The organism is Cryptosporangium minutisporangium (assembly GCF_039536245.1).
Taxonomy (GTDB): domain Bacteria; phylum Actinomycetota; class Actinomycetes; order Mycobacteriales; family Cryptosporangiaceae; genus Cryptosporangium; species Cryptosporangium minutisporangium.
The window spans coordinates 104,023-129,313 of sequence record NZ_BAAAYN010000047.1 but is presented as its reverse complement, the minus strand read 5'-3'; the positions used below and the strand labels follow the sequence as shown (position 1 = coordinate 129,313).

The following is a 25,291-nucleotide window of genomic DNA, read 5'->3' as shown; positions in this document are numbered from 1 at the left end:
GCTACCGGATGGGGTAGCGCTGGACACGCACCCAATCGACGAGTGCGGTGGCCGGGAAGCGGGCGGTGGTGTCCGGATCGTCGACCGCGAGCTCCAGGACGAGGGTGTGCGGTCGGCGGAACGTCGTCCAGGCGGTTCCCGCCCGGGCTGCGGTCAGCTCTGCGGTGACGGCGCCGTCGACCGACCACCTCAGGTAGCCGTCCGGCCCGGATCGCCAGTCCAGCGCGTAGACGTGCCAGTCGGTGGTCCGGCCGCCGTCCGGAAGTGGTGAGGTCCGGCTGAATTCCAGGTCGGAGACGCCGCCGGAGGCCCGCTGCCGCACCGACTCCAGCCGGTGCCCCGGCGCCTCGACGACGTCGATGGTCCCGGACGCGGCTCGTTCGGCGCTCGCCTGCTCTCCGCTCGCTTGGGCCGCGCCCGCCCGGTCGGCGCCGATCGTCCGGAGCGCGGGCCGTAGGCCTCGGCCGGCTGGTGCCTTCAGCCGCACCGCGAAGTGTCCGCCCTGCTGGGACCAGGCCGCGACGCCGTCGTTGCCGGTCCAGTCGAGCATCGTCAGCCGCGCGCTGGCGTACCGGCAGGAGGAACCACCGCACCGGGTGTCGGTGTCCGCCACGCGCTCGGCGACCAGCGCGAGGTGCCCGCGCCCGTCGAGCCGCGCCTGGTCCGGCGAGTACCGGGTGAGCCCGCCCGTGCAATCCCCGGGCCGGCAGGGATCGGCGAACCACATCGCGGTGGACAGACCGTAGTTCGGACCCGCCGCGGACGGGCCGCTGAACTCCTGGCGGAACGTCACCGGGTTGGTCCGTACGGTCAGGTACCGATGCGGCGTCAGCCCGACCCAGCGCCCGGCGACCCGCACCGCGACGAGGATCTCGTAGTCCCCGGCCGGGAACGTCCGGCTACCGGTGGTGAACGTGAGTCCGTCCGCGGGGACTTCCCCGGCGCGCGCGCCGGGGAAGTCGAAGTGCGCACCCTCGGAGTCCCGAACCGCCACCGTGATCGCCTCGACGGTGACCGGCCCGCCGGTCGACCGGAGGCGGGCGGTCGCGGAGAGCGCCTGGCCCTCCTCGGCGGTGGCCGCCACGGTCAACGCGTCGAGGACGACGTCGGCCGCCACGGCTGGCGGCATCGGTGCCACCACCAGCGCGGTCAGAACAGCAAGCACCGCAACGATCACCCGTCGACGCACATCGTTCCCCTTTCAGTGCGGGATGGTTCATACCGCACTGAAAGGCGATAAAGCGACCGCACGCGCCCACCGGCCGGATGGTCCTAAGGTTTAGGGGTGTTCGTTCCATAATTGAGCCATTCGGGCGTGTCGCAGGGGCGCTACGGCGAACGGCCGTTTGGGTGTCGTCATGGCTCTCTCCCGCCGGACGGGCGTCATCGGCGCGCTCGTCGTCTGCCTGCTGTTGCCCGTGGCGCCCGGCCGGACCGCGGAACCCCTCTCAATCGCCGGCGTTCTGCGAGGTCAAGCGCCCTCAGCGGTCGCCGGTCGAGAAGCGGCCACGCAGTACTCCGCAGCCGAACTGGCCCAGCAGATCCTGGACCTCCGGGCAGCCGGACGGATCGGCATCTACGACTACTCCGCCCGCAAGGAGGCCGACCGGGCGGACCGGTCACTCGCCAGCCAACAGCTGGTCGACATCGCCGCCGGACGGCGGGCGAACCTGTCCAGGCGTTGCCACGACGGACGGCTGGTACGGATCCGACCGGACATCCGGATCCTGCGGTTCCTCGCCGACCTCGGGATGAGCCACGGCGCCTACACGATCAACGTCCTGTTCGGGCAGTGCCACAGCCGGGGCTCGCTGCACTACCGAGGGCAGGCCGTGGATCTCCGCTGCGGGCTCGTGACCACCGACGCCGACGCGTCCGCGATCATGTTCGGGATCAAGCGGAACTTGGAGACGTGTCGGCAACACGCGCACTGGCACTACTCCGTCGGCGGGCGATGACCTGCGCGACGAGCAGGGCCGCGACGGCGCCGCAGGTGCCGAGCGTCATGTCGCCGAGCGTGTCCTCGTACGCGGTGTCCAGCTCGGTGCCGTGCCGGATGAACGCGTACCACTCGCCGATCTCCCAGAGCAGTGCCAGGAGCGCGCCACCGCCGATCACCACGACCGCGCGGGCCCACGCCGGCCGGATCTCGCCCACACCGAGCACCAGCGCGAGGCCCAGGCAGAGCAGGAACCAGTTCGCGAAGTGGTTCGCGTCGTCCCACCAGGAGATCGAGTCGTAGAGGTCCAGCGTGTTGCCGGTGACGTCGATCAGGAACGGGAGCATGACGAGCGTGAAGCCGACGGTTGGTGCGGTGGCCACTCGGCCCCGGTGCGCCAGCCACCACCAGAGCGGGACGACCAGCATCATCAGCGGGTAGAGGACCAGGCGGGCCCCGAAGCCCTTGCCGGCGAACTGCGGCAGGTCACTCGCGACGCTGGCGACCACCAGCTGCGCCACGGTGGCGAGGAGCACGACGAGCGGAGCTGTCCAGCGACGGAGCACGGCGTGCAGTCTGCCGTACGGACATCGCTCGCCCGGGAGCGGTGCCCCCGCGGTGGTTTTCCGTAAAATCCGTGTCCCCGGGGCCCGCAGAGGTGGTGTTCCCGAAGATCGGTGTCGCGGCGCCGCCCCAGAGGTGGTCGTCCCGAAATCCGCCGTCGCGGCGCTGCGCCAGGGGTGGTGTTCCGAAAATGCGCGTCGGGCGGTGGCCGTCCGGGGGCCTGGGGGCGGTGGCTTGCGGGAGGGCCGCTACTCGGGCCGGGCGCTGGTGTTCCGCCGCGACTCTCGGTGCCCTGCCGGGCGTAGATCTCAGTTGTTCGTCAGGTCGCGGGAGACCGCCCGCGCGGCCTCGCGCACGCGGTTGACCAGCGCCGACCGCGGCCGCAGGCCGGGGTCGCAGATCCGGTCGACGGGGCCGGACACCCCGATCGCCCCGACCACCAGCCCGCCGTGCCCGCGGATCGGCACCGCGATACCGGCCTGCCCGACGGTCATCTCCTCGACCTCGGCGGCCCAGCCGCGTTCACGCACCTCTTCCAGGCCGGCGCGCAGGATCCGGGGGTCGGTGATCGTGCGGTGGCTGAAGGGCGGCAGGCCCTTCGCCAGGACCACGGCGGCGTTCGGTGCGTAGGCCAGCAGCGCCTTGCCGAGCGCGGTCGCGTGGGCCGGGAGCGACGAGCCGACGTCGAGTTTCTGCTGGGTGTCGTCGGGCCGGAACACGTGGTGGACGACGATCACCGCGCCGGTCTGCAGCGCCCCGATGCGTACCGCCTCCCCGGTGCGCGCCGCCAGCGGGTCGGCCCAGTTGATCGCGTGCGACCGCAGCTCGTTGAGGTCCAGCGGGCCGCCGCCGAGGTCGAGCAGCGAGTGGCCGAGCCGGTACTTGCCGCCGGTCCCGTCCTGATCGACGAAACCGACGCGGTGCAGCGTCCGTAACAAACCGTGCGCGGTCGCCTTCGCGAGCCCGAGCGCCTCGGCGATCTCGCTGACGCCCAGCGGGCCGGAGGCGCCGGCCAGCAGCCGGAGAATCGCCGCGGCCCGCTCGATGGACTGGACGGAGCCGGGCATGTCCCGATCGTACGTAAGCGCCGGGTTCGACAATGTCGAACGCCCCTCGTTGAGCGCGCTACCCGGGGTTCCTACCGTCTGACGGGTGCCTGGCCGGAACGGCCAACATCGGCCGTCGGCCCCAGCCCCGGGAGGTCCAATGGCGGAACGGTTGAAGATCCCGAAGGTTCCCGGCATCGTCGGCGAGTTTGCGGCCGAGTTCGCGGGGACGATGATTCTGATCCTGTTCGGCGTGGGTGTGGTCGCTCAGGTCGTGGGCGGCGAGATCGGTGATCACGACAGCATCACCTGGGCGTGGGGCTTCGGTGTCACGATGGGGGTGTTCGTCGCCGCTCGGATCAGTGGCGCGCACCTCAACCCCGCGGTGACGATCGCGCTGGCGGCGTTCAAGGGCTTCTCCTGGCGCAAGGTGCCGACGTACATCGCCGCCCAGACACTGGGCGCGTTCGTCGCGGCCCTGCTCGTGCGGTGGAACTACTCCGAGGTCCTGGCGAAGGTCGACCCCGGCAACACGATCAAGACGCAGGGTGTCTTCTCGACGCTGCCCGGCAACGGGACGCTGCCGGTCTCCGAGTGGGGCGCGTTACGCGACCAGATCATCGGTACCGCGATCCTGCTCTTCGTGATCCTGGCCGTGACCGACCTGCGCAACAACCCGCCGCTGGCCAATCTGGCGCCGCTCATCATCGGGTTCCTGGTGGTCGCGATCGGCATGGCGTGGGGCACGAACGCCGGGTACGCGATCAACCCGGCCCGCGACTTCGGTCCCCGGCTCGCGTCGTACTTCACCGGTTACGAAACGGCCTGGAGTGATCAATACGGCAATCCCTACTGGTGGGTGCCGATCGTCGGCCCGATCGTCGGTGGACTCATCGGTGCTGCCCTCTACGGTCTGTTGGTCGGACGGTTCCTGCCGTCGGCCGAGCCGCCGGAGCCCGGTGAGGTTCCGTCGGCCGATGCACGGGACGTGCCCCGCCCCTCCGAGAAGATCGCCTGACCCACCGTTCACCACGCGAGGAGCACCACATGCCTGATTTCGTCGGCGCAGTCGATCAGGGCACGACCAGCACCCGGTTCATGGTCTTCGACCACGGTGGGAACGAGGTCGGCCGTCACCAGCTGGAGCACGAGCAGATCCTGCCGCAGGCCGGCTGGGTCGAGCACAACCCGGTGGAGATCTGGGAGCGGACCACCTCGGTGATCCGCACCGCGATGAACCAGCTCAACCTCTCCGCGTCCGATCTCGCGGCGCTGGGCGTCACCAACCAGCGCGAGACGACCGTGGTGTGGGACCGGCGCACCGGCCGCCCCTACTACAACGCGATCGTCTGGCAGGACACCCGCACCGACCGGATCGCGTCCGCCCTCGACCGTGACGAGCGCGGCAAGGTCATCCGGCAGAAGGCCGGCCTGCCGCCGGCGACGTACTTCTCCGGCGGCAAGATCCAGTGGATCCTGGAGAACGTCGACGGCGTGCGCGAGGCCGCGGAGGCCGGTCACGCGATCTTCGGCAACACCGACTCCTGGCTGCTCTGGAACCTCACCGGCGGCACCGACGGCGGCTCGCACGTCACCGACGTCACCAACGCCAGCCGCACGATGCTGATGAACCTGGAGACGCTCGACTGGGACGACGAGCTGCTGGGCTTCTTCAACATTCCGCGGGCGATGCTCCCGGAGATCCGACCCTCGTCCGACCCCAACGGTTACGGGGAGGCCGCCGCGCACGGGCCGCTGCGCGGGGCGGTCCCGCTCACCGGCGACCTCGGCGACCAGCAGGCCGCCACCGTCGGGCAGGTCTGCTTCGCGCCCGGCGAGGCCAAGAACACCTACGGCACCGGCAACTTCCTGCTTCTCAACACCGGCACCGAACTGGTGCGCTCGGAGCACGGGCTGCTCACCACGGTCTGTTACCAGTTCGGTGAGCAGGCGCCGGTGTTCGCGCTGGAGGGCTCGATCGCGGTGACCGGCTCGGCCGTGCAGTGGCTGCGCGACCAGCTCGGCATCATCAGCGGTGCGGCGCAGAGCGAGGCGCTGGCCCGCCAGGTCGAGGACAACGGCGGTGTGTACTTCGTGCCGGCGTTCTCCGGCCTGTTCGCGCCGTACTGGCGCTCGGACGCCCGCGGGGCGATCGTCGGGCTCTCCCGGTACAACACGAACGCGCACTTGGCCCGGGCGACGCTGGAGTCGATCTGCTACCAGAGCCGGGACGTCGCCGAGGCGATGGAGGCCGACTCCGGCGTCCACCTCGAAGTCCTCAAGGTCGACGGGGGTGTCACCGCCAACAGCCTGTGCATGCAGCTGCAGGCCGACATCCTCGGCGTGCCGGTGAGCCGGCCGGTCGTCGCCGAGACCACCGCGCTCGGCGCGGCCTACGCGGCCGGACTGGCCGTCGGGTTCTGGAAGAACACCGACGAGCTGCGGGAGAACTGGAACGAATCGGAGCGCTGGCAGCCGAGCTGGGACGAGGATCGGCGCGCCGTGGGCTACGCGAAGTGGCGGAAGGCCGTCGAGCGCACCCTCGACTGGGTGGACGTCGACTGACGCGCTGATCGGCGCCGCCGCGGCCCGCTCGTCGGCCGCCCGGTGCCACCTCGGGTCGCCCCGCGGAAACGCGGGGCGACCCACCCGGACGCATTTCCAGGGGAGGAACCATGGACACGGGCCGACTGTCGCCGGAAGCACGAGAGGCAGCACTCACCGCGCTCGCCGACGGCACCGAGCTGGACGTGGTGGTGATCGGCGGCGGTGTGGTCGGCGCCGGCACCGCGCTGGACGCGGTGACCCGCGGGTTGTCCGTCGCGCTGGTCGAGGCCAGAGACATCGCCAGCGGCACGTCCAGCCGGTCGAGCAAGCTGATCCACGGTGGCCTGCGCTACCTGGAGATGCTCGACTTCGGGCTGGTCCGGGAAGCGCTGCACGAACGGGGCCTGCTGGTGCAGCGGCTCGCACCGCACCTGGTGCGCCCCGTCAAGTTCCTCTACCCGCTCAAGCACCGCGGGTGGGAACGGCTCTACGCCGGCAGTGGCGTGGCGCTCTACGACGCGCTGAGCCTGTCGAGCGCCAGCCGGAAGCTGCCGCGCCACCGGCACCTGACCCGACGCGGTGCGCTGCGCGTCTGCCCCTCGTTACGCAAGGACGCCCTGGTCGGCGCCTTGCAGTACTACGACGCACAGGTGGACGACGCCCGGCACACGCTGTTCTTGGCCCGCACCGCCGCGGCCTATGGGGCGCATGTGCTGTCCCGTGCCGAGGTGGTCGGGTTCCTCCGGGAGTCCGAGCGGGTCACCGGCGTCCGGGTGCGCGACCTGGAGCACGACCGGGTGCTGGAGATCCGCGCGAAGCAGGTCATCAACGCGACCGGCGTCTGGACCGACGACACCCAGGCGATGGTCGGGGAGCGCGGCCAGTTCAACGTCCGGGCGTCCAAGGGCATTCACCTGCTGGTGCCCCGTGACCGGATCCAGTCGTCCACCGGCCTGATCCTCCGCACCGCCACCAGCGTCCTGTTCGTCATCCCGTGGGGACGGCACTGGATCATCGGCACCACCGACACCGACTGGGCGCTGGACAAGGCGCACCCGGCCGCGTCCAGCCGCGACATCGACTACCTGCTGACCGAGGTCAACAAGGTGCTGATCACGCCGCTGGCCAAGGAGGATGTGGTCGGCGTGTACGCCGGGCTGCGCCCGCTGCTGGCCGGGGAGTCCGAGTCGACCTCCAAGCTCTCCCGCGAGCACACGGTCGCCAGCCCGCAGCCGGGGCTCGTCGTGGTGGCCGGCGGCAAGTACACGACCTATCGGGTGATGGCCCGGGACGCCGTCGACGCGGCCGTCCACAACCTCGACCGGGGTGCGCCGAAGTCGTGCACCGACATCGTGCCGCTGCTCGGTGCGGAGGGGTTCACCGCGCTGCGCAACCAGCGGAACGCGCTCGCTGCCCGTTCGGGGCTGCACGTGGCGCGGATCGAGCACCTGCTCAACCGGTACGGGTCGCTGATCGACGAGTTGCTGGCGCTGATGGCCGCCGACCCGTCGCTGCGCAGCCCGCTGGAGGGCGCCGAGGACTACCTGCGCGTCGAGATCGCCTACGCCGCCTCGCACGAGGGCGCCCGGCACCTGGAGGACGTCCTCACCCGGCGGACCCGGATCTCGATCGAGATCGCCGACCGCGGCGTCGCCGCGCCCCGGCCGGCGGCGCAGCTGATGGCCGGCGTGCTCGGCTGGAGCGAGGAGCAGGTCGACCGGGAGGTCGACCACTACCTCCGGCGGGTCGAGGCCGAGCGGGCGTCCCAGGACCAACCGGACGACGAGACCGCGGACGCCACCCGGCTGGGCGCCGCCGATGTGGTGCCATTAGTCAGATCGTGACTGCTGCAGTGCGCTGTGCGACATAGGATCGAAACGCCCCTGTGGGCGCCGGCGCAGGGACGCGACCGGAGGAGGTCGGGCTGATGGTGTCGCGCTACGTGATCGCGATCGACCAGGGAACCACCTCCACCCGCTGCATCGTCTTCGACCAACGCGGGAGCCTGGTCTCGGTCGCGCAGCGTGAGCACCGCCAGCTCTACCCGCGGCCCGGCTGGGTGGAGCACGACGCGGTGGAGATCTGGCGCAATGTCCGGCGGATCGTGCCGCGGGCGGTCGCCGAGGCGGGGATCGACGCGAGCCAGGTGGTCGGGATCGGCATCGCGAACCAGCGGGAGACCAGCGTCCTGTGGGACCGGCGCACCGGCGAGCCGGTCGGTCAGGCGCTGGTCTGGCAGGACACCCGGGCCGACGGTGTGGTCGAGGAGCTGGCCGCGCACGCCGACGCCAAGGACGTCGAGACGCGCTGCGGGTTACCGCTGGCCACCTACTTCTCCGCACCCAAGCTGCGGTGGCAGCTCGCGCACGTGCCGGGGCTGCGGGAGCGGGCCGAACGTGGCGAGATCCTGTTCGGCACGATGGAGACCTGGCTGATCTGGAACCTCACCGGGGGTCCGCGGGGCGGCGTTCACGTCACCGACGTCACCAACGCCAGCCGCACGATGCTGATGGACCTGCGGACGCTGCAGTGGAGTCCGGAGCAGCTCGAGTTCTTCGACATCCCGGCCGGGATCCTGCCGGAGATCCGGTCGTCGGCCGAGGTGTACGGGGTGTGTTCCACGGTGCTGCCGGGGGTGGCGATCACGGCCGCCCTCGGCGATCAGCAGGCCGCGCTGTTCGGTCAGGTCTGCTTCGCGCCCGGCGACGCCAAGTGCACCTACGGCACCGGCAGCTTCCTGCTGCTCAACACCGGCGCCGAGGTCGTCCAGTCGACGCACGGTCTGCTCTCGACGGTCGGGTACCAGATCGCCGGCGAGCCGGCGACGTACGCGCTGGAGGGCTCGATCGCGATCACCGGGTCGCTGGTGCAGTGGTTCCGGGATTCGCTCGGGCTGATCAGCACTGCACCGGAGATCGAGACGCTGGCGCGCACGGTCGAGGACAACGGCGGCTGCTACATCGTCCCGGCGTTCTCCGGGCTGTTCGCGCCGTACTGGCGGAGCGAAGCCCGGGGTGTCATCGTCGGGCTGACCTCGTACATCACCAAGGGCCACCTCGCCCGTGCGGTGCTGGAGGCGACCGGCTGGCAGACCCGCGAGGTCGTCGACGCGATGAACGCCGACTCCGGGCTCGACTTGCGGACGCTGCGGGTGGACGGGGGGATGACCTCGGACAATCTGTTGATGCAGTTCCTCGCCGACGTGCTGGACGTGCCGGTGGTACGGCCGATGGTCGCCGAGACCGTGTCGCTCGGCGCGGCGTACGCGGCCGGGCTGGCGGTCGGGTACTGGGCCGATCTGGCGGCGCTGCGGCAGAACTGGCACCGGGCGGCCCAGTGGATACCGGCGATGGCGGCCGATCGCCGGGCGGAGGAGTACGACAACTGGCAGCGCGCGGTCGAGCGGACGTTCGGCTGGATCAAACCGGGTGCGCACCCCGGGTAACGCCCCCTCCGGTACCGGCCGGGTGCCGGCCTACCAGTGGCGGCCGGTGTCGGATGACGTCCATGTCGTAATCGGCGGGCAGCGGAATCTCGTACTGCATGGCGTACCCGGCGGGTCCTATTCGGATCGAGCGGCGGCGAGCAGTGCGAGCGCCCCGTTCACGGCCCGGCGGAACTCGTCCGGGTCGTCGGCCGCGCGGGCGAGGACGTAACCGCCCTGGACGACGGCGACCAGCGTCCTGGCGACGTCGTCGGGGTCGAGGTCGCGGGCGAACTCACCGGCCGCGATGCCCTCGGCGAGCAGGCCCGCGAGCCGCTCGCGCAGCCAGCCGAGCGTCTCCTCCAGCGGTGCGCGCAGTTCGGGCGTGGCGACCACGTCCGGGTCCTGGGTGAGTCGGCCGACCCGGCACCCCCGCAGCACGTCCCGGTCGCGGCGCAGGTAGGCGGCGATCCGGTCGAACGCGCTACCCGGGCCGTCGAGCTCCGCGGAGGCGAGCGCACGCAGATCGGCCGCGCTGCGCCGGATCGCGGCTCCGGCGAGGTCGGGCTTGCCGGTGAAGTGGTGGTACATGCTGCCCTGGCCGACGTCGGCCCGCTGCTGGATCGCTCGCGGGCTGGTGCCCACGTATCCGCGCTCCCACAGCAGCTCCTGCATCCCGGCGATCAGGCGCTCCGCAGTGTCCATGGCCGCACTGTACATACTAGTAGGTACAGTGTCGATACTGTCGGAGGGAGGGGCTATACCGGAGGGCGACGCGACTGCGAGGAGGCCGGCATGACACCGGACGAGCATTTCGACGACATCGTCGACGACCTGGTCCCCGAGGGGGTGCACGCCTCGAAGATGTTCGGCAGCCGGGCGTTGAAGCTCGACCGCAAGGTCTTCGCGGTCGTGCACAGCGACGACATGGTGTTCCGGCTCGGCGCCGGGACGCCCGCGCACGCGGATGCACTGGAGCTCGCCGGTGCGGAGCTGTTCGACCCGTCCGGCATGCAGCGCCCGACCAAGGGGTGGGTGGTCGTCCCGGTCGACCACGTCGACCGATGGCCGGAGTTCGCGCGTGCCGCGCTGGGACACTTGCGCGGCGAGCTCGCCGCCAATCGCCGGTAGGGTCGGCCGATGGCTACCTGGGACGACGTACGCCGGTTGGCCCTCGCGCTGCCGGAGACCAGCGAAAGCGTCTCGTACGGCGCTCCGGCCTGGAAGGTCCGGAACAAGGGCTTCGTCTGGGACCGGCCGCTGCGCAAGGCCGATCATGACCAGCTCGGAGCCGCCGCACCCGACGGCCCCGTCCTCGGCGTCCAGGTCGCGGACGAGGGGGTGAAGGCCGCGCTGATCGCCGACGACCCGGACGTGTTCTTCACGATTCCGCACTTCGACGGGTACCCGGCGGTGCTCGTCCGGCTCGACCGGATCGGGGTCGAGGAGCTCGCCGAGGTGGTCACCGAGGCCTGGCTGCTCCGCGCCCCGAAGCGCGTGGCGAAAGCGTTCCTGGATGCTCACGGCTGACCAGCGCGAGAATGGGGCGGTGATCAACGAGGCGGTCCACGTCCGGCCCGCCCCGGCGCTGCGACCCTACGTCGCCTGGTACTCCGGCTACCGGCAGGTCGGCCTCGCCCCGGGGCGGCACCGCGGGCTGCCCTCGCCCTACCTGACCCTCATCGTCACGCTCGACGACCCGCTCGTCGTCGAGGCGCACCCCGATCCAGCGCAACCCGGTGCCACGTACACCACGCTCGTCGGCGGGCTGCACACGGTTCCGGCGCTGATCACGCACGACGGCCGGCAGTCCGGGGTGCAGCTCGCCCTGCATCCGCTCGGAGCCCGCGCGTTGCTCGGCCTGCCGGCCGGCGAGATCGGTCACCTCGACCTCTGCGGCGAGGAGGTGCTCGGCCCGGTCGCGGTGGAACTGCACGAGCGGTTGCGCGCCGCGCGGACCTGGCCGGCCCGCTTCGCGGCGCTCGACGACGTCCTGCTGCGGGCGTGCGCGGGCCGACGCAACCCGTACCCCGCACCGGAGCTCGCCGAAGCCTGGCGCCTGCTCGTCGCGTGCGAGTACACGGTCGCCGCGGCGGCGGACACCGTCGGCTGGAGCCCGCGCCGGCTGTCCGAGCGGTTCGGCGCCGAACTGGGGATATCGCCGAAGACCGCGGCGAAGATCGCCCGCTTCGACCGGGCGCGCCGGCGGCTCCTCGCGGTGCCCGGCCCGGTCGCGGCCGGACCGATGGGCGGACCCGGTCTGGGTCTGGCCGACCTGGCGGTCGCCTGCGGCTACTACGACCAGGCGCACCTCGCGCGGGACTTCCGTGAGCTCGCCGGCGTCTCGCCCAGCCAGTGGCTGGGGGAGGAGCGCCGATTCATCCAAGCGCACGGCGACGTGCTGGATGCAGTCTGACGCCATGACCGAAACCACATCAGCGCAGACCACCGCCCCCACAGCCGCCACCGAACCGCCGCCGACGGTGTGGCCGACCCTCAGTGCCACGAACGCCAGGGCCCTGATCGACTTCCTGGTCACCGCGTTCGGTTTCCAGGAGATCGTGGCGCACGCGGACGGCGGCGTCATCCAGCACGCCGAGCTGGCCTGGCCGGAGGGCGGGGGCGTCATGCTCGGGCAGGATCGGAACGACCCGGAGCACGTGTGGAAGATGCCGCCGGGCTCGTTCGGTGCCTACGTGGTGACCAGCACGCCGGACGCGATCCACGACCGGGCGGTGGCCGCCGGTGCGGAGATCGTGGTGGCGTTGGTCGACACCGACTACGGGGCTCGGAACTTCGCGGCCCGTGACCCCGAGGGCAACCTCTGGTCGTTCGGTACGTACCGCGGACACCCGTACTGAGGGTGATCGGTTCGCTGTCGAATCGTCGCCGTGAATGGCTGTCGGATCCCGTACCCCCTGAGGTACGGGATCCGACAGCCATTTCCGGGATAGCCATGCTGACGCCATGGACGGTGCCCGGTGGTTATACCCCGGTGCATTACGCATGTATTGACTTGTCTCTATTGTGTCGTTCTTACTCGGCGTGGGGTAGCAGGACCACGTTGGCTGGGGGACGCAGTGAGACTCATCGTCGCGATCCTCGTGGTGGGGGTGGGCGCTCTCGCGGCGGAGCCGGTGCTCACCACGACCGGAATGCGCCTGGTCACCTACGTGCTGCTAGTGCTGGCGACGGCGGCCGCCGCGTCGTTGGCGATCCGCAGCTGGCCGCGGCGTCATCCCGACCTCTGCCCGCACTGCCGCGGCCGGGGCACGACGACGTTCGTGGCCGCGCGCCGATTACGCACGCGGCACTGCTTCGTCTGCAAAGGAACCGGCCGGACCTGAAATTCGGTTGGGCCGGCGCCGTGCGTGCTCGTACGCTCGGTACCTGTCAGCGCCACCTCGTCCCGGAAGGAGATCGGCATGACACCGCAGATCCACTTCCGCCGGTGGCAGGAGTAGCGCGCGGGTAGCGCGCCGCTGTTCCTCGCCGCCCTCCCTCCCGGGATCGGGCGGCTTTCTTCCTCTGTGACCACAGCAGTCGCCGCGGCCGCGCGTCGCGCGAACGGCGACTGCGACCAGCGCTGGGCGGCCGGGCTCATCACCCGGCTGCGCCGCCGGGGCCGTTGCATCCCCGGCCGTGCCACCGCGCTGGTCCGGGTCGGCGGGATTCGCTACCCCCGTCGACCGCGGGCCGTGCCCCGGCTGCTCGCTCCGGGGCACGGCCCTTCTGCAGGTTGGTGCAACGGCCAGCACGGCGCGGTCTACTGGACCGGGCGGCCCCGAAGTAGGGAAAGGACCGATCGATGCGGATCCTGTTCAGTACCTGGCCTGCGCACGGCCACGTGCTTCCGCTGTTGCCGTTGATCCGGGCGGCCCAGCGCGCCGGGCACGACGTCGTCGTGGCGTCCGGTGCCGAGGGTGCGGCGGAGGTGTCCCGGCGAGGTATCGCCGTCTGGGACGTCGGGCCGAGCCGCGCGGAGGCGGACGCCGCGTTCCGGGCCGACCCACCCGATCTCGGTGCGCTCCCACCCGACCAGCGGATGCCGACGGTCATCCGGCGGATGTTCGGTGCCGCCGCGCCGCAGCGGGCGGCGGCGCTGGTGCCCCGCGCCGAGCGGTGGCAGCCCGATCTGGTCGTCCACCCGATCACCGAGCTGGCCGGTGCGATCGCAGCCGAGCGCACCGGGGCCCGGCACGCGGTGCACGGGCTGGGGCCGCTGCCGGCCGAGGCCTGGGAGTGGTTCGGTGCCCGCTTCGGTGCGCTCTGCGCCGACTGGGACGTGCCCGACCTGACGACCGCGATCCTCGAGCGTCCGTACCTGGACAACTGCCCACCGTCCCTGCAGGCGGACGCCGTGCGGGACTTCCGCAACCGGCTGCCGGTGCGGCCGGCGACCGACGAGCCCGACGGCGACCCGCTGCCGTGGACGGACGCGCAGCTGGACGCCCTGCCCTACGACCGGACGCTGCACCTGACGCTCGGCACGCTGTTCCACGGGGCGACCGAGGTGTTCGCGACCGCGCTGGCCGGCCTGCGACGCCTTCCGGTCAACGTGCTGGTGACGGTGGGGCCGGGGACCGATCCCGGTCGGCTCGGCGCGCAGCCGCCGCACGTCCTGGTTGCGGACTTCGCGCCGCACGCGCTGCTGCTGCCGCGCTGCGCGGGGCTGGTCACCCAGGGCGGCGCGGGGACGATCGTCGCGGCGCTCTGCCACGGTCTGCCGCACCTGATCCTGCCGCAGGGCGCCGACCAGTTCGTCAACGGCGCCGCCGCGGAGCGCGCAGGGTTGGCGCTGGTCGTCCCACCGTCGGAGCTGACCCCGGACGCCGTCGAGGGGGCGGCGAGGCGGCTCCTCGACGACCCGTCGTTGTCTGCGGCCGCCCGCGCTGTGCAGGCGGAGATCGCGGCGCTGCCGAGCCCCGATGCGGTGCTGGAGGACCTGCTGCACTTGCCAGATTGTTGAACAATTTCTAGGGTCGGGAGATGGCTCGCATCGATCTCAACAGCGATCTGGGAGAGAGCTTCGGCGCCTGGCGCCTCGGTGACGACGCTGCGATGCTCGCGGTGGTCACCAGCGCGAACGTCGCCTGTGGGTTCCACGCCGGTGACCCCCGCGCGCTGCTGTCCACGTGCGAGCGGGCGGTCGCCGCCGGTGTGGTGATCGGCGCCCAGGTCGGCTACCGGGACCTGCCGGGGTTCGGCCGCCGCTTCATCGACTACGCCCCGGCGGATCTCGTCGCGGACGTGCTGTACCAGCTCGGGGCACTGGAGGGGTTGGCCCGAGTTGCCGGCAGCCGCGTCCGGTACGTGAAGCCGCACGGGGCGCTCTACAACGCGATCGTCCACCACGAGGGTCAGGCGGCGGCGGTCGTGGAGGCGGTCGCCCGCTACGACCCGGGTCTGCCGGTGCTCGGCCTGCCGGGGTCGGCGTTCCTCCGGTTGGCCGAGAAGGCGGGGCTGCGCACGGTCGCCGAGGCGTTCGTGGACCGCGGGTACACCCCGGCCGGAACGCTCGTCCCACGCGGGGAGCCCGGCGCGCTGCTGGAGGACCCGGTCGAGGTCGCCGATCGGATGCTGCGCCTTGTGGAGCGCGGGGAGATCGTCGCGGTCGACGGCACGGTGGTCGAGGTGCGCGCCGACTCGCTCTGCGTCCACGGGGACTCGCCCGGGGCGGTGGCGATGGCGGAGGCGGTGCGTGGCGCGCTGGTGGGCGCAGGCGTCGAGATCGCGCCGTTCGTGACCGCGGGCGACCGACGATGACCCCGGCCGGCCCGGCGGGCCCTGGCGGCTCGGCAGCTCCAGGCGGCTCGGCCGACGTGCGGAAGGAGTTCCGCGCCGGGCTGGTCTGCCCGACCGCGGGCCTCGCGCCCGGCGTCACGCAGGCCAACCTGATCGCGCTGCCCCGCGACTGGGCCTGGGACATGCTGCTCTACGGGCAGCGCAACCCGCAGCCGTGCCCGGTGCTGGACGTCTCCGACCCGGGCGTGCCGTCCACCGTGCTCGCCCCCGGCGCCGACCTGCGCACCGACCTGCCGCTCTACCGGATCTGGCGGGACGGCGCGCTGGTCGACGAGGTGCCCGACGCCACCGCGGCCTGGCGGGACGACCTCGTCGCGTTCCTGATCGGCTGCAGCTTCACGTTCGAGACCGGGCTGCTCGCCGCCGGTATCGACGTCCGGCACGTCACCGCAGGCTGCAACGTGCCGATGTACCGGACCAACCGGAACTGCCGCCCGGCCGGGCGGCTGCACGGGGAGCTGGTGGTGTCGATGCGGCCGATCCCGGCCGACCGGGTCGCCGACGCGGTGCGGATCAGCGCGCGCTACCCGGCGGTGCACGGTGCGCCGGTGCACGTCGGGGACCCGGCGGCGCTGGGCATCCCGGCGCTGGACCGCCCCGACTACGGCGACCCGGTCGAGGTGCGCCCCGGCGAGCTGCCGGTGTTCTGGGCCTGCGGGGTGACGCCGCAGGCCGCGGTCGTCGCGTCGGCGGTGCCGTACGCGATCACGCATGCCCCGGGCCACATGTTCGTCACCGACGTGCCGGACAGCCGGTACCAGGTCTGAGAGCTCCTGGTTCACTCACCCCATGACGACTGCAACGGAGCCGGTACTGGGCTCGGCCGCCCGCGCGGTGGCTGATCTGCGGGAACGGGTCACCGCGGGGCAGCTCGCGCCGGGCAGCCGACTGTCCGAGGCGGCGTGGACCGGGCCGCTCGGCGTCTCCCGCAACACGCTCCGCGAGGCGTTCAGCACGCTGATCGAAGAGGGCCTGCTCGTCCGTGTCCCGCACCGCGGCGTCTTCGTCGCGACGCTCTCCCCGGCGCAGATCGCGGACATCTACCGCGTCCGGATCCTGCTGGAGTGCACCGCCCTGCGGGAAGCGCCGACCGATCCGCCGCGCGTCGAGGGCATGCGCGCGGCGGTGGACGACGCCGCGCGCTACGCGGCGGCCGGCGACTGGCGGGCGGTGGGCACCGCGAACATGCGGTTCCACGAGCAGATCATCGCGCTGGCCGGTAGCCCGCGGCTGAACGCCTGGATGAAGCAGCTGACCGCGGAGCTGCGCCTGGCCTTCGTGGCCGCGTCCGACACCGCGGCCCTGCACCGGCCGTTCGTCCCGCGCAACGCGGAGATCACCGCGGTGTACGAGGCGGGCGACGCCGAGCGCGCCGCCGGCCTGCTGCGCGAGTACCTGCTGATGTCCGAGCGGATCGTCCTGGGCGCGCTGTCGTAGGTCAGGCCGGGCGGCTGGTCAGGTAGCCGCCCATCCGGGTGAAGTACTCCAGCGCGTCGAGCTCCTTGCCCTCGGACGTCCGGACCTTCCGGATCAGCAGCGCGCGGTTGCGGCCCCGACGCGCGTCGGCGCCCGCGACGATCGCGATCCCACCGCCCTCCCGGTAGAAGATCCGCCCCGGCGTACCGCCGTAGACCGCGTCCGACACGTCCGCCGCGAGGATCTCCAGCCGCTCCTGCCCGTGGTAGCAGAACGCGGCCGGGTAGGGCGCGGACTGAGCCCGGACCAGGCGCTCGAGCTCCTCGGCCGACCAGGTCCAGTCGATCCGGATGTCCTCTTCGGATCGCTTGTGGAAGAAGCTGGCCTTCGACCGGTCCTGTGGTGGGAAGTCGGTCCGTCCACTCTCCAGCGCGGCGAGCGCGTCTTGCAGGATCGGCTCGATGAGGTCGAGGGTGGCGTAGAACAGGTCGGTTGCGGTGTCCTTCGGCCCCACCGGGATCGCCCGCTGGGCCACGATCGGCCCGGCGTCCAGGGTGGCGTCCATCAGGTGGGCGGTGACGCCGACCTCTCGCTCACCGTTGATCAGTGCCCAGATCAGCGGCGAGAAGCCGGCGTAGGCCGGGAGCAGTGCATCGTGGATGTTGAGCGTCCCGAGACGGGGGAGTTCGAAGATGCGGGGCGGGATCCAGGTGCGCCAGTTGTTCGCCACGATGACGTCGGGCGCCGCCGCTTTCAGTGCCTCGTGCAGCTCGTCGTCGTCCGGACGGTCGCGGAGCAGGACCGGGACGTCGGCGGATTTCGCCAGGTCAGCGACCGAATCGGACCACACTCGCTCGTAGACTCCGCCGCCCGGAGGGTGGGTCACGACCGTCACGACGTCGTGGTCGGAGTCCAGCAAGGCCCGGAGCGTCCGATGCCCCCAGGTCTGATAGCCGAACATGACGACCCGCATACGTCCTCCTGGTTACAACGTCGAAACGGCGGCCCGGGTTGGGCTATCTTAAGCAAGGCTCGCCTAACTAACCCAGGGGTAGGCTCACCGCGCAACTTAAGTTAGGCTGCCCTAAGTTGCGGGAGTCACCTGTGGTCCCGCCGTGCGAGGGGAACGGACATGTCTGAGCGTGGACTCGATCTCGTCGGTATCGGCTTCGGCCCGTCCAACCTGGCGATGGCGATCGCGGTAGCCGAGCACAACTCCCGCCCACGCGGCGCGGAGCAAGGTCCGGAAGGGACGGTCGCGGCCAGATTTCTCGAGCGGCAGCCGGAGTTCGGTTGGCACCGCGGCATGCTGCTGGAGGACGCCACCATGCAGGTGTCGTTCCTCAAAGACCTGGTGACGCTGCGGAACCCCACCAGCGAATTCAGCTTCCTCCGGTACCTGCACGACCGGGACCGCCTGGTCGACTTCATCAACCACAAGACGCTGTTCCCGCTGCGGGTCGAGTTCCACGACTACTTCACCTGGGCCGCGAGCCAGGTCGCCGACCAGGTCAGCTACGACACCGAGGTCATCTCGGTGCTGCCGGTGGCTGAAGACCCAGTCGAGAACGGCGTCATTACCGCGGTGGACGTCGTCGCGCGGAGCGCCGGCGCGATCGTCACCCACCGGGCCCGCAACCTGGTGGTCGGCACCGGTCTGCGGCCGCGGATGCCCGCCGGTGTACAGCAGTCGGCGCGGGTATGGCACTCCAGCGACCTGCTGCGCAACGTCGACTCGATCCGGGGCACCGAGCCACGCCGACTCGTCGTCGTCGGCGCCGGGCAGAGCGCGGCCGAAGCCGTCGCGTTCCTGCACGAGCAGTTCCCGTCGGCGGAGGTCTGCGCGGTGATCTCGCGCTACGGCTACTCACCGGCCGACGACAGTTCGTTCGCCAACCGGATCTTCGACCCGGACGCGGTCGACGAGTACTTCGACGCCCCGGCCGAGGTCAAGCAAGCCATGATGGCCTACCACGGGAACACGAACTACTCCGTCGTGGACATCGACCTGATCCAGGAGTTGTACCGCCGCACGTACCGCGAGAAGGTGCTCGGCCGCGAGCGGCTGCGCATGCTCAACCTGACCCGGACGGCGGCGGTCGAGGAGAACGCCGGCTCGCTGGCGGTCACCCTGCAGTCGCTGGTCAGCGGCGAGCGCACGGTGCTCGACGCGGACGTCGCGGTGTTCGCGACCGGTTACGACGAGGCCGACCCGTACGCGGTCCTCGGTGAGCTCGGCGACCTCTGCCTGCGCGACGCGTACGGTCGGCCGCAGGTGGGGCGCGACTACCGGGCGCTGACCGATCCCCGCCTGCGCTGCGGTATCTACCTGCAGGGCGGCACCGAGCACACGCACGGCATCTCGTCCGCGCTGCTGTCGAACACCGCCGTCCGGGTGGGCGAGGTGCTCGACTCGGTGCTGCACCGCCGTGCCGCCTCGGTCCTGATGGCCGCCTGACCGTGTACCCCGAGCGCCCCCTTCGCTCCGCTCCTCGCTCGCTAGGGCTCGCTGCGATGCTCACTCCGGGGGCACCCTCATGGCGCCTGTGACCACGCTGGTCGAATCGCCTCCTCAGGCACCCAGTGCGACCGCCGCGGCGAACCTTCGCCGCGGCGGCGTGCTGCTCGGCGCGCTGTCACTCCTCGTAGTGGTCTGCGCGCTGAGCCTGCTGCTGGGTACCCGCAACGTCAGCCCGGCGACGGTCTGGGACGCGCTGTTCAACTACACGAGCACCGACGACCAGTCGATCGTCCGGGACCTGCGAGTGCCGCGGACTGTCCTCGGCATTCTCGTCGGGGTGGCGTTCGCGGTCTGCGGTGCGGTGATCCAGGCGGTGACCCGCAACCCGCTCGCCGACACCCAGATCCTCGGTATCAACTCCGGGGCCGCCCTGTTCGTGGTCATCGCGATCGGCTTCCTGGGCTTCACCAGCTTCTGGTCCTACATCTGGTTCGCGTTCGCCGGAGTGGCGTTCGCGCTGGTCGGCGTCTATCTGCTCGGGTCGGCCGGCCGGGGCGCGGCGACGCCGGTCCAGCTGACGCTGGCCGGCGTGGCGCTGATGGCGGTGCTGGAGGGTGCGTCGGCCGGGGTTCGGCTGATCCGCCCGCGGGCGTTCGACTACCTCCGGTTCTGGGACGTCGGGTCGCTGGCCGGCCGGTCACTGGACGTCGCCGCCGCGGTGGCCCCGTTCATCCTCATCGGCACGCTGCTCGCGGTCGCGGTGGCGCGGTCGCTGAACGCGGTCGCACTCGGTGACGACATGGCCAAAGCGCTGGGCGTCAACATCACCCGGACCCGGATCGTCGCGCTCCTGACGATCATGCTGCTGGCCGGCGGCGGGACCGCGGCGGTCGGACCGATCTGGTTCCTCGGCCTGGTCGTGCCGCACCTGGCGCGCTGGATCGTCGGCACCGACCAGCGCTGGATCCTCGCTTTCACAGCCCTCGTCGGGCCGATCGTGATCCTCACCGCCGACATCGTCGGCCGCCTGGTGGTCCGCCCAGGGGAGCTGCGGGTCGGGATCGTCACCGCGTTCATCGGGGCGCCCGTGCTCATCTGGTGGATCCGCACCCGCAAGGTGGTGAGCGGACCGTGACCGAGCGCACCGCGACTGGCCGAACCGGCACGCTGCCGTTCGTCGCCCTCCGACCTGGGCGGGCGTTCTCGCTGCGCTACCGGGTGCGGACGGTGGTCGTCTCCGTCATCCTCGTCGTTCTGTCGTTCGCCACCGCCGTGCTGTCGCTGGGCACCGGGGACGTCGTCCTCTCGCCGGGGGAGGTGCTCGCCGCGCTGGTGGGCCGCGGCTCCACGATCGCCGAGCTGGTCGTGCTCGACCTGCGGTTGCCGCGGGTGCTGCTCGCGCTCACGATCGGCGCCGCGCTCGGGCTCTCCGGCGCGATCTTCCAGGCGCTGACCCGCAATCCCCTCGGCAGCCCGGACATCATCGGCCTCACCACCGGCGCGTTCACCGGCGTCCTCGTCGTCACGGTCTTCATCGGCAACGGGTACTTCCAGGTGGCGGCCGGCGCGCTGGTCGGCTGCCTGGCCACCACGTTCACCGTGTACCTGCTCGCCTACCGCCGCGGCGTCCAGGGGTTCCGGCTGATCATCGTCGGCATCGCGGTGAGCGCGATCCTGACGTCGATCAATCACTGGTTCATCATCAAGGTCGACCTGCAGGCCGCCTACGCGGCCTCGATCTGGGGCCAGGGCAGCCTCAACGGCCTGGACTGGACGCAGGTGCCGCCGGTACTGGGCCTGCTGGCGGTGCTCACGGCCGCGCTCGCGCTCGGCGGACAGCGGCTCCTGCTCCTGGAGATGGGCGACGAGATAGCGACCGGGCTCGGCGTCCGGGTGGAGCGGGCCCGCCTCGCGTACCTCGTGCTCGGCGTCGCGTTGATCGCGGTGGCGACCGCGGCCGCCGGACCGATCGCGTTCGTCGCGCTCTCCGCACCGCAGCTCGCCCAGCGGCTCACCGGGTCGGCCGGGATCGCGCTGGCGCCCTCCGCGGCGATGGGCGCGCTGCTGCTGATCGTCAGCGACTGGCTGGCGCAGCACGCGTTCGCGCCGACCCAACTCCCCGTCGGCGTGGTCACCGTGACCATCGGCGGGGCGTACTTCGCGTGGATGCTCGCGCGCGCAGCTCGCACGCAGTGACCACCGTGGCGACGTTTTCCTACCGGGAGGAGATGCATCATCATGTCGAGTAATCCCTTCGACGACGAGAACGGCCGGTTCAGCGTGCTGGTGAACGACGAGGACCAGCACTCGCTCTGGCCGACGTTCGCCGCGGTGCCGGCCGGATGGCGGGTCGTGTTCGGCGCGGACGGCGGCGCGAGCCGGGCCGACTGCCTGGCCTACGTCGAGGCCAACTGGACCGATCTGCGGCCGCGCAGCCTGCGGGAGAGCATGTCCCGCGCCTCCTAGACGCGGTCCGTTTCACGCCGGGGTGGACGAAGGGGAAGTAATGGGTTCGGCTGAACCACCGACCGATGCTGCGAAGCCGGGTCGGTCGAAGGCAGGGACACCGGGGCGCCGGGTGCTGCTCCGTGCGGTGACCCGCAACGGGCGCCGGTTGACGCTCGGGTCGCTGCTGATCTGTGCGCACCAGGTCTGCGAGACGCTGGTGCCGATCCTCATCGGCGTGATCGTCGACCGTGCGGTGGCCACCGGCGACCGGGGCAGCCTCGGTGTCTGGGTGGCGGTGCTCGCCGGCCTGTTCACGGTGCTGACGCTGGTCTACCGGTTCGGTGCCCGGCAGCTGATGCTGGCGATCGCCGAGGAGGCGCACCAGCTGCGGCTGGAGGTGTCGGGCAAGATCCTCAACCCGCGCGGCATCCGTACCGAGCTCCCGGCCGGTGAGCTGCTCACGGTCTCCACCTCGGACGCGGACAACACCTCTTACCTGCTGGACTACATCCCGCGGATCGCCGGGGCGATCGTCGCGACGGTGGTCGGCGCGGTGGCACTGTTCGTCATCGACGTCCCGCTCGGGCTGCTCGTGCTGGTCGGGACACCGGTCGTACTCGTCGGCCTGCAGCTGACCTCGCCGCTGATCACCAAGCGGGTCGCCAGTCAGCAGGAGCTGGCCGGCAAGGCGACGTCGCTCGCCACCGACCTGGTCAGCGGGGTGCGTCCGCTGCGAGGCCTCGGTGCCGAGCGGGCGGCGTCCGAGCGGTACCACCGGGTCAGCCGGCTCTCGCTGACCGCGCAGCTACGGGCCGCCCGTACCCAGGGCGGCTACCTGGCCGCGTCCACGACGCTCTCCACGCTGCTCGCGTGCGGTGTCGCGGTGCTCGCCGGGTACTTCGCGCTCACCGGCCGGATCTCGGTCGGCGAGCTGATCACGGTGATCGGGCTCGCCCAGTTCCTGACCGAGCCGTTCAGCCTGCTCGCGATCGTTCCGAGCTGGGTGGCGGAGGCCCGCGCGTCCGCCGAGCGGGTCGCGATGGTGGTGGACGCCGAGCCGCTCCTGCCGCCGGCCGACCGGCCGCTCGCAGCGGACGCGGTCCGGGTCGAACTGACCGGGCTGCGGTTCGGGCCGCTGGACGGGTTGGATCTCACGCTCGAACCGGGTGAGGTGGTCGGCATCGTCGCCACCCAGCCGACCGAGGGCGAGGCGCTGGTGAAGCTCCTCTCCGGCCGGGTCGCGCCGGAGGAGTACGAGGGCTCGGTGCTCCTCGGCGGCAGTCCGCTGCACGAGCTCGACCTCGACGTCGCCCGCGCCGCGCTGCTGGTCCAGCCGCACAAGTCCGACCTGTTCGGCGGCACGATCGAACACAACGTGCTGGCCCGAGCCGACGACCACGAGCGGGAGCTCTTCGACGCCGTCCTGCGCGGCTCCGCCGCCGACGAGGTGATCTCGGCGCACCCGGAGGGGCTGGACCACGTCATCGTCGAGCGGGGCGCGAACCTGTCCGGTGGTCAGCGGCAGCGGGTCGCGCTGGCCCGGGCGCTGCTGGTGCGGTCGCAGGTCCTCGTGCTGCACGACCCGACCACCGCGATGGACTCGGTCACCGAGCACGTCATCGCCCAGGGCGTCCGCGCCCTGCGTCACGAGGACGCTGCGGCGCGGCACACGACGGTCCTGGTCGCCAGCAGCCCGGCGCTGATGGCGATCACCGACCGCGTCGTCGTCCTGGAGAACGGCCGGATCGTCGCGGAGGGCACCCACGCCGAACTCGGCGCCGACCACGAGACTTACCGGAAAACGGTGTTGCGATGAGTGCGGGTTCGAACGGCGGCGAACCGGAAAACGGTACTGAGTTGAACACGGGGATGAGTGAGAGTCGGGACATCCTTCCGGTCGCCAGTGCCGGTAAGACCGGCGCCTGGTTGTGGAGCGAGCTGCGCACCCGGCGGCTGGACGGACTCGGAACGCTGATCATCGGCCTGGTCGCCGCGGCGTCGTCGGTCGTGCCGGTGTACGTGCTGGGGTACCTGGTCGACCAGGTGCGCGCGGGCGCGGACACGTCGGTCATCGTCCGGGTGACGATCATCGTGGTGGTGGCCGCGCTGCTCGGCGGTGCCGCGACCGGACTGTCGACGCTGCTGATCGCGCGGCTGTGCGGCCGGATCCTCGCCGACCTGCGGGAGAAGGTCGTCGGCCGGGCGCTCACGCTGCCGACGCCGGTGCTGGAGCGGGCCGGCAAGGGTGACCTGCTGTCCCGGGTCGGTGCCGACGTCGCGACGATCGGGCAGGCGGTCTCCGAGACCGTGCCGATCATGGTCTCGTCGCTGCTGCTCGGCGTGTTGAGCCTGGCGGCGATGGCCGGGATCGACTGGCGGCTCGGGCTGGCCGGCGCGGTCGCGGTGCCGCTCTACGTGATCGCCCTGCGCTGGTACCTGCCCCGATCCGCACCCGGATACAAGGCCGAACGAGAAGCGATCGCCGAGCGCGGCCAGCTGCTCGTCGACAGCGCGCAGGGGCTGCCGACCGTGCACGCCTACCGGCTGGAGCAGCGCCACCTCGGCGAGATCACGACGGCGTCGGAGCGGGCCCGGGACGTGTCGATCTCGGTCTTCACACTCTTCACCCGGTTCGTCGGCCGGGTCAACCGGGCCGAGTTCTTCGGGCTGGCTGCGATCCTCGTCATCGGATTCTGGCTGGTGGAGAACGGCGCGGTCACGGTCGGCCAGACCTCGGCGGCGGCGGTGCTGTTCCACCGGCTGTTCAACCCGATCGGCATGCTGCTGTTCAGCTTCGACCGGATCCAGGCCGGCGGCGCGAGCCTCGCGCGGCTGGTCGGCGTCATCACCATGCCGTCCGAACCCGAGCCGTCCGCCGCCCGGGTGCCGGCCGACGCGTCGCTGGAGCTCTCGGACATCGACTTCACCTATGACGGCACCCACCAGGTGCTGTTCAGCGTCGGCTTCCGGGTCGAGCCCGGCGAGCGGGTCGCGCTGGTCGGGTCGACCGGAGCCGGCAAGTCGACGCTCGCGTTGATCGCGTCCGGGGCATTGCGTCCGGAGCGGGGAGCCGCGCTCGTCGGTGGCGTCCCGGTCACCGAGCTGCCGCCGGATCAGCTGCGGCGGCACGTGGCGATCATCAGCCAGGAGACCCACGTGTTCGCCGGCACGCTGCTGGAGGACCTCCGGCTGGCCGCGCCGGACGCCACTCGCGACGACGCGGTCGCGGCACTGCGGACCGTCGGCGCGCTGACCTGGGTCGAGACCCTGGAGGACGGCCTGGACACCGCGGTCGGCGAGGGTGGCCACGAGCTGACGGCGGCCCAGGCGCAGCAGCTCGCGCTCGCCCGGCTGGTCCTGCTCGACCCGGCGATCGCGATCCTCGACGAGGCCACCGCGGAGGCCGGTAGTGCCGGGGCCCGGGCGCTGGAGGAGTCGGCGGTGGCCGCGACCGCCGACCGCACGACGCTCGTCGTCGCGCACCGGCTCACCCAGGCCGCGTCGGCGGACCGCATCGTCGTGCTGGAGCACGGCCGGACTGTCGAGCACGGCTCGCACGCCGAACTCGTCGCGGCCGGCGGCCGGTACGCGCAGCTCTGGCAGGCGTGGGAAGGACGGACCCCCGCGCCGGTGCAGTAAGT

Annotated in this window: 26 protein-coding genes; 20 read left to right on the top strand and 6 right to left on the bottom strand. The window is 71.6% G+C overall.

Features of this window, described 5'->3' with window-relative positions:
- Window position 1: 1 nt before the first annotated feature.
- On the bottom strand, window positions 2–1,189 hold the full coding sequence (locus ABEB28_RS33440) for a glycoside hydrolase family 16 protein (RefSeq protein WP_345732254.1): 1,188 nt from the start codon (window positions 1,187–1,189) through the stop codon (window positions 2–4).
- Between the two features lie 169 nt (window positions 1,190–1,358).
- Here ABEB28_RS33440 and ABEB28_RS33435 point away from each other — a divergent pair, with 169 nt between their 5' ends.
- Window positions 1,359–1,958 (top strand): hypothetical protein, encoded by a 600-nt coding sequence (locus ABEB28_RS33435; protein ID WP_345732253.1) that lies wholly within the window; start codon window positions 1,359–1,361, stop codon window positions 1,956–1,958.
- On the opposite strand, the gene ABEB28_RS33430 is transcribed toward ABEB28_RS33435, so the two are convergent.
- Both ABEB28_RS33430 and ABEB28_RS33425 read right to left on the bottom strand, forming a co-directional pair.
- Complete coding sequence (locus ABEB28_RS33430) at window positions 1,894–2,505, bottom strand: DUF2238 domain-containing protein (RefSeq protein WP_345732252.1); 612 nt, start codon at window positions 2,503–2,505, stop codon at window positions 1,894–1,896. The two genes, ABEB28_RS33435 and ABEB28_RS33430, sit on opposite strands and share 65 nt — an antisense overlap.
- Window positions 2,506–2,811: 306 nt before the next feature.
- The gene (locus tag ABEB28_RS33425; protein ID WP_345732251.1) at window positions 2,812–3,570 is read right to left on the bottom strand and encodes an IclR family transcriptional regulator; all 759 of its coding nucleotides are present in this window, start codon (window positions 3,568–3,570) and stop codon (window positions 2,812–2,814) included.
- A 139-nt stretch (window positions 3,571–3,709) separates the two neighbouring features.
- On the opposite strand from ABEB28_RS33425, the gene ABEB28_RS33420 reads away from it, so the two are divergent.
- The 4 genes from ABEB28_RS33420 (at window position 3,710) to glpK (ABEB28_RS33405) (ending at window position 9,541) form a co-directional block, all read left to right on the top strand.
- Window positions 3,710–4,567: an MIP/aquaporin family protein gene (locus ABEB28_RS33420; protein WP_345732250.1), complete on the top strand. Its 858-nt coding sequence runs from the start codon at window positions 3,710–3,712 to the stop codon at window positions 4,565–4,567.
- Between the two features lie 29 nt (window positions 4,568–4,596).
- Window positions 4,597–6,114 (top strand): glycerol kinase GlpK, encoded by a 1,518-nt coding sequence (glpK, locus tag ABEB28_RS33415; protein ID WP_345732249.1) that lies wholly within the window; start codon window positions 4,597–4,599, stop codon window positions 6,112–6,114.
- Between the two features lie 110 nt (window positions 6,115–6,224).
- Window positions 6,225–7,940: a glycerol-3-phosphate dehydrogenase/oxidase gene (locus ABEB28_RS33410; RefSeq protein WP_345732248.1), complete on the top strand. Its 1,716-nt coding sequence runs from the start codon at window positions 6,225–6,227 to the stop codon at window positions 7,938–7,940.
- Between the two features lie 83 nt (window positions 7,941–8,023).
- A complete protein-coding gene (gene glpK / locus ABEB28_RS33405) occupies window positions 8,024–9,541 on the top strand; it encodes a glycerol kinase GlpK (RefSeq protein WP_345732247.1) in 1,518 nt (505 codons plus the stop codon).
- Here the strand turns inward: glpK (ABEB28_RS33405) and ABEB28_RS43250 are convergent.
- A complete protein-coding gene (locus tag ABEB28_RS43250) occupies window positions 9,516–9,662 on the bottom strand; it encodes a DUF4865 family protein (protein ID WP_376980469.1) in 147 nt (48 codons plus the stop codon). The two genes, glpK (ABEB28_RS33405) and ABEB28_RS43250, sit on opposite strands and share 26 nt — an antisense overlap.
- Entirely contained in the window at window positions 9,659–10,225 is a 567-nt protein-coding gene (locus ABEB28_RS33400) for a TetR/AcrR family transcriptional regulator (protein ID WP_345732246.1), read from the bottom strand. Before ABEB28_RS33400 ends, ABEB28_RS43250 begins: the two co-directional genes overlap by 4 nt.
- A 90-nt stretch (window positions 10,226–10,315) precedes the next feature.
- On the opposite strand from ABEB28_RS33400, the gene ABEB28_RS33395 reads away from it, so the two are divergent.
- From ABEB28_RS33395 to ABEB28_RS33355, 9 genes are all read left to right on the top strand, one after another.
- Window positions 10,316–10,651, top strand: a complete 336-nt coding sequence (locus ABEB28_RS33395) for a TfoX/Sxy family protein (RefSeq protein WP_345732245.1) — start codon at window positions 10,316–10,318, stop codon at window positions 10,649–10,651.
- Between the two features lie 9 nt (window positions 10,652–10,660).
- Window positions 10,661–11,050, top strand: coding sequence for an MmcQ/YjbR family DNA-binding protein (locus ABEB28_RS33390; RefSeq protein ID WP_345732244.1), 390 nt, complete (start codon window positions 10,661–10,663; stop codon window positions 11,048–11,050).
- Window positions 11,037–11,936, top strand: a complete 900-nt coding sequence (locus ABEB28_RS33385; RefSeq protein WP_345732243.1) for a helix-turn-helix domain-containing protein — start codon at window positions 11,037–11,039, stop codon at window positions 11,934–11,936. The genes ABEB28_RS33390 and ABEB28_RS33385 overlap by 14 nt, the downstream gene beginning before the upstream one ends.
- Window positions 11,937–11,940: 4 nt before the next feature.
- On the top strand, window positions 11,941–12,381 hold the full coding sequence (locus ABEB28_RS33380; RefSeq protein ID WP_345732242.1) for a VOC family protein: 441 nt from the start codon (window positions 11,941–11,943) through the stop codon (window positions 12,379–12,381).
- Between the two features lie 219 nt (window positions 12,382–12,600).
- Window positions 12,601–12,867 (top strand): hypothetical protein, encoded by a 267-nt coding sequence (locus ABEB28_RS33375; RefSeq protein ID WP_345732241.1) that lies wholly within the window; start codon window positions 12,601–12,603, stop codon window positions 12,865–12,867.
- Between the two features lie 461 nt (window positions 12,868–13,328).
- Entirely contained in the window at window positions 13,329–14,489 is a 1,161-nt protein-coding gene (locus tag ABEB28_RS33370) for a glycosyltransferase (protein WP_345732240.1), read from the top strand.
- A gap of 20 nt (window positions 14,490–14,509) precedes the next feature.
- Entirely contained in the window at window positions 14,510–15,286 is a 777-nt protein-coding gene (locus ABEB28_RS33365; protein WP_345732239.1) for a LamB/YcsF family protein, read from the top strand.
- A 56-nt stretch (window positions 15,287–15,342) separates the two neighbouring features.
- On the top strand, window positions 15,343–16,092 hold the full coding sequence (locus tag ABEB28_RS33360; RefSeq protein WP_345732238.1) for a putative hydro-lyase: 750 nt from the start codon (window positions 15,343–15,345) through the stop codon (window positions 16,090–16,092).
- Between the two features lie 22 nt (window positions 16,093–16,114).
- Entirely contained in the window at window positions 16,115–16,762 is a 648-nt protein-coding gene (locus tag ABEB28_RS33355) for a GntR family transcriptional regulator (protein ID WP_345732237.1), read from the top strand.
- A 1-nt stretch (window position 16,763) separates the two neighbouring features.
- On the opposite strand, the gene ABEB28_RS33350 is transcribed toward ABEB28_RS33355, so the two are convergent.
- Window positions 16,764–17,714 carry a methionyl-tRNA formyltransferase gene (locus ABEB28_RS33350; protein ID WP_345732236.1) on the bottom strand — a complete coding sequence of 317 codons (951 nt, stop codon included), beginning with the start codon at window positions 17,712–17,714 and terminating at the stop codon, window positions 16,764–16,766.
- Between the two features lie 159 nt (window positions 17,715–17,873).
- Here ABEB28_RS33350 and ABEB28_RS33345 point away from each other — a divergent pair, with 159 nt between their 5' ends.
- The 6 genes from ABEB28_RS33345 to ABEB28_RS33320 all read left to right on the top strand — a co-directional run bounded on the left by ABEB28_RS33345 (window position 17,874) and on the right by ABEB28_RS33320 (window position 25,289).
- Window positions 17,874–19,199: a lysine N(6)-hydroxylase/L-ornithine N(5)-oxygenase family protein gene (locus ABEB28_RS33345; protein ID WP_345732235.1), complete on the top strand. Its 1,326-nt coding sequence runs from the start codon at window positions 17,874–17,876 to the stop codon at window positions 19,197–19,199.
- 79 nt (window positions 19,200–19,278) lie between these two features.
- The gene (locus tag ABEB28_RS33340; protein WP_345732234.1) at window positions 19,279–20,337 is read left to right on the top strand and encodes an iron chelate uptake ABC transporter family permease subunit; all 1,059 of its coding nucleotides are present in this window, start codon (window positions 19,279–19,281) and stop codon (window positions 20,335–20,337) included.
- A complete protein-coding gene (locus ABEB28_RS33335) occupies window positions 20,334–21,398 on the top strand; it encodes a FecCD family ABC transporter permease (RefSeq protein ID WP_376980453.1) in 1,065 nt (354 codons plus the stop codon). The genes ABEB28_RS33340 and ABEB28_RS33335 overlap by 4 nt, the downstream gene beginning before the upstream one ends.
- Window positions 21,399–21,440: 42 nt before the next feature.
- Window positions 21,441–21,668 carry an MbtH family protein gene (locus ABEB28_RS33330; protein ID WP_345732233.1) on the top strand — a complete coding sequence of 76 codons (228 nt, stop codon included), beginning with the start codon at window positions 21,441–21,443 and terminating at the stop codon, window positions 21,666–21,668.
- A 40-nt stretch (window positions 21,669–21,708) separates the two neighbouring features.
- Window positions 21,709–23,466: an ABC transporter ATP-binding protein gene (locus ABEB28_RS33325; RefSeq protein WP_345732232.1), complete on the top strand. Its 1,758-nt coding sequence runs from the start codon at window positions 21,709–21,711 to the stop codon at window positions 23,464–23,466.
- A 53-nt stretch (window positions 23,467–23,519) separates the two neighbouring features.
- Window positions 23,520–25,289 (top strand): ABC transporter ATP-binding protein, encoded by a 1,770-nt coding sequence (locus tag ABEB28_RS33320; protein ID WP_345732231.1) that lies wholly within the window; start codon window positions 23,520–23,522, stop codon window positions 25,287–25,289.
- Window positions 25,290–25,291: the final 2 nt, after the last annotated feature.

Bases quoted from the DNA above. Each gene is read 5' to 3' on its own strand.
- ABEB28_RS33400 (WP_345732246.1), bottom strand. From the start codon at position 10,225: ATGGACACTGCGGAGCGCCTGATCGCCGGGATGCAGGAGCTGCTGTGG.
- ABEB28_RS33390 (WP_345732244.1), top strand. From the start codon at position 10,661: ATGGCTACCTGGGACGACGTACGCCGGTTGGCCCTCGCGCTGCCGGAG.
- ABEB28_RS33320 (WP_345732231.1), top strand. From the start codon at position 23,520: ATGAGTGAGAGTCGGGACATCCTTCCGGTCGCCAGTGCCGGTAAGACC.
- glpK (WP_345732247.1), top strand. From the start codon at position 8,024: ATGGTGTCGCGCTACGTGATCGCGATCGACCAGGGAACCACCTCCACC.
- ABEB28_RS33345 (WP_345732235.1), top strand. From the start codon at position 17,874: ATGTCTGAGCGTGGACTCGATCTCGTCGGTATCGGCTTCGGCCCGTCC.
- ABEB28_RS33330 (WP_345732233.1), top strand. From the start codon at position 21,441: ATGTCGAGTAATCCCTTCGACGACGAGAACGGCCGGTTCAGCGTGCTG.
- ABEB28_RS33370 (WP_345732240.1), top strand. From the start codon at position 13,329: ATGCGGATCCTGTTCAGTACCTGGCCTGCGCACGGCCACGTGCTTCCG.
- ABEB28_RS33385 (WP_345732243.1), top strand. From the start codon at position 11,037: ATGCTCACGGCTGACCAGCGCGAGAATGGGGCGGTGATCAACGAGGCG.
- ABEB28_RS33410 (WP_345732248.1), top strand. From the start codon at position 6,225: ATGGACACGGGCCGACTGTCGCCGGAAGCACGAGAGGCAGCACTCACC.
- ABEB28_RS33395 (WP_345732245.1), top strand. From the start codon at position 10,316: ATGACACCGGACGAGCATTTCGACGACATCGTCGACGACCTGGTCCCC.
- ABEB28_RS33350 (WP_345732236.1), bottom strand. From the start codon at position 17,714: ATGCGGGTCGTCATGTTCGGCTATCAGACCTGGGGGCATCGGACGCTC.
- ABEB28_RS33340 (WP_345732234.1), top strand. From the start codon at position 19,279: ATGGCGCCTGTGACCACGCTGGTCGAATCGCCTCCTCAGGCACCCAGT.
- ABEB28_RS33365 (WP_345732239.1), top strand. From the start codon at position 14,510: ATGGCTCGCATCGATCTCAACAGCGATCTGGGAGAGAGCTTCGGCGCC.
- ABEB28_RS33355 (WP_345732237.1), top strand. From the start codon at position 16,115: ATGACGACTGCAACGGAGCCGGTACTGGGCTCGGCCGCCCGCGCGGTG.
- ABEB28_RS33435 (WP_345732253.1), top strand. From the start codon at position 1,359: ATGGCTCTCTCCCGCCGGACGGGCGTCATCGGCGCGCTCGTCGTCTGC.
- ABEB28_RS33420 (WP_345732250.1), top strand. From the start codon at position 3,710: ATGGCGGAACGGTTGAAGATCCCGAAGGTTCCCGGCATCGTCGGCGAG.
- ABEB28_RS33425 (WP_345732251.1), bottom strand. From the start codon at position 3,570: ATGCCCGGCTCCGTCCAGTCCATCGAGCGGGCCGCGGCGATTCTCCGG.
- glpK (WP_345732249.1), top strand. From the start codon at position 4,597: ATGCCTGATTTCGTCGGCGCAGTCGATCAGGGCACGACCAGCACCCGG.
- ABEB28_RS33325 (WP_345732232.1), top strand. From the start codon at position 21,709: ATGGGTTCGGCTGAACCACCGACCGATGCTGCGAAGCCGGGTCGGTCG.
- ABEB28_RS33380 (WP_345732242.1), top strand. From the start codon at position 11,941: ATGACCGAAACCACATCAGCGCAGACCACCGCCCCCACAGCCGCCACC.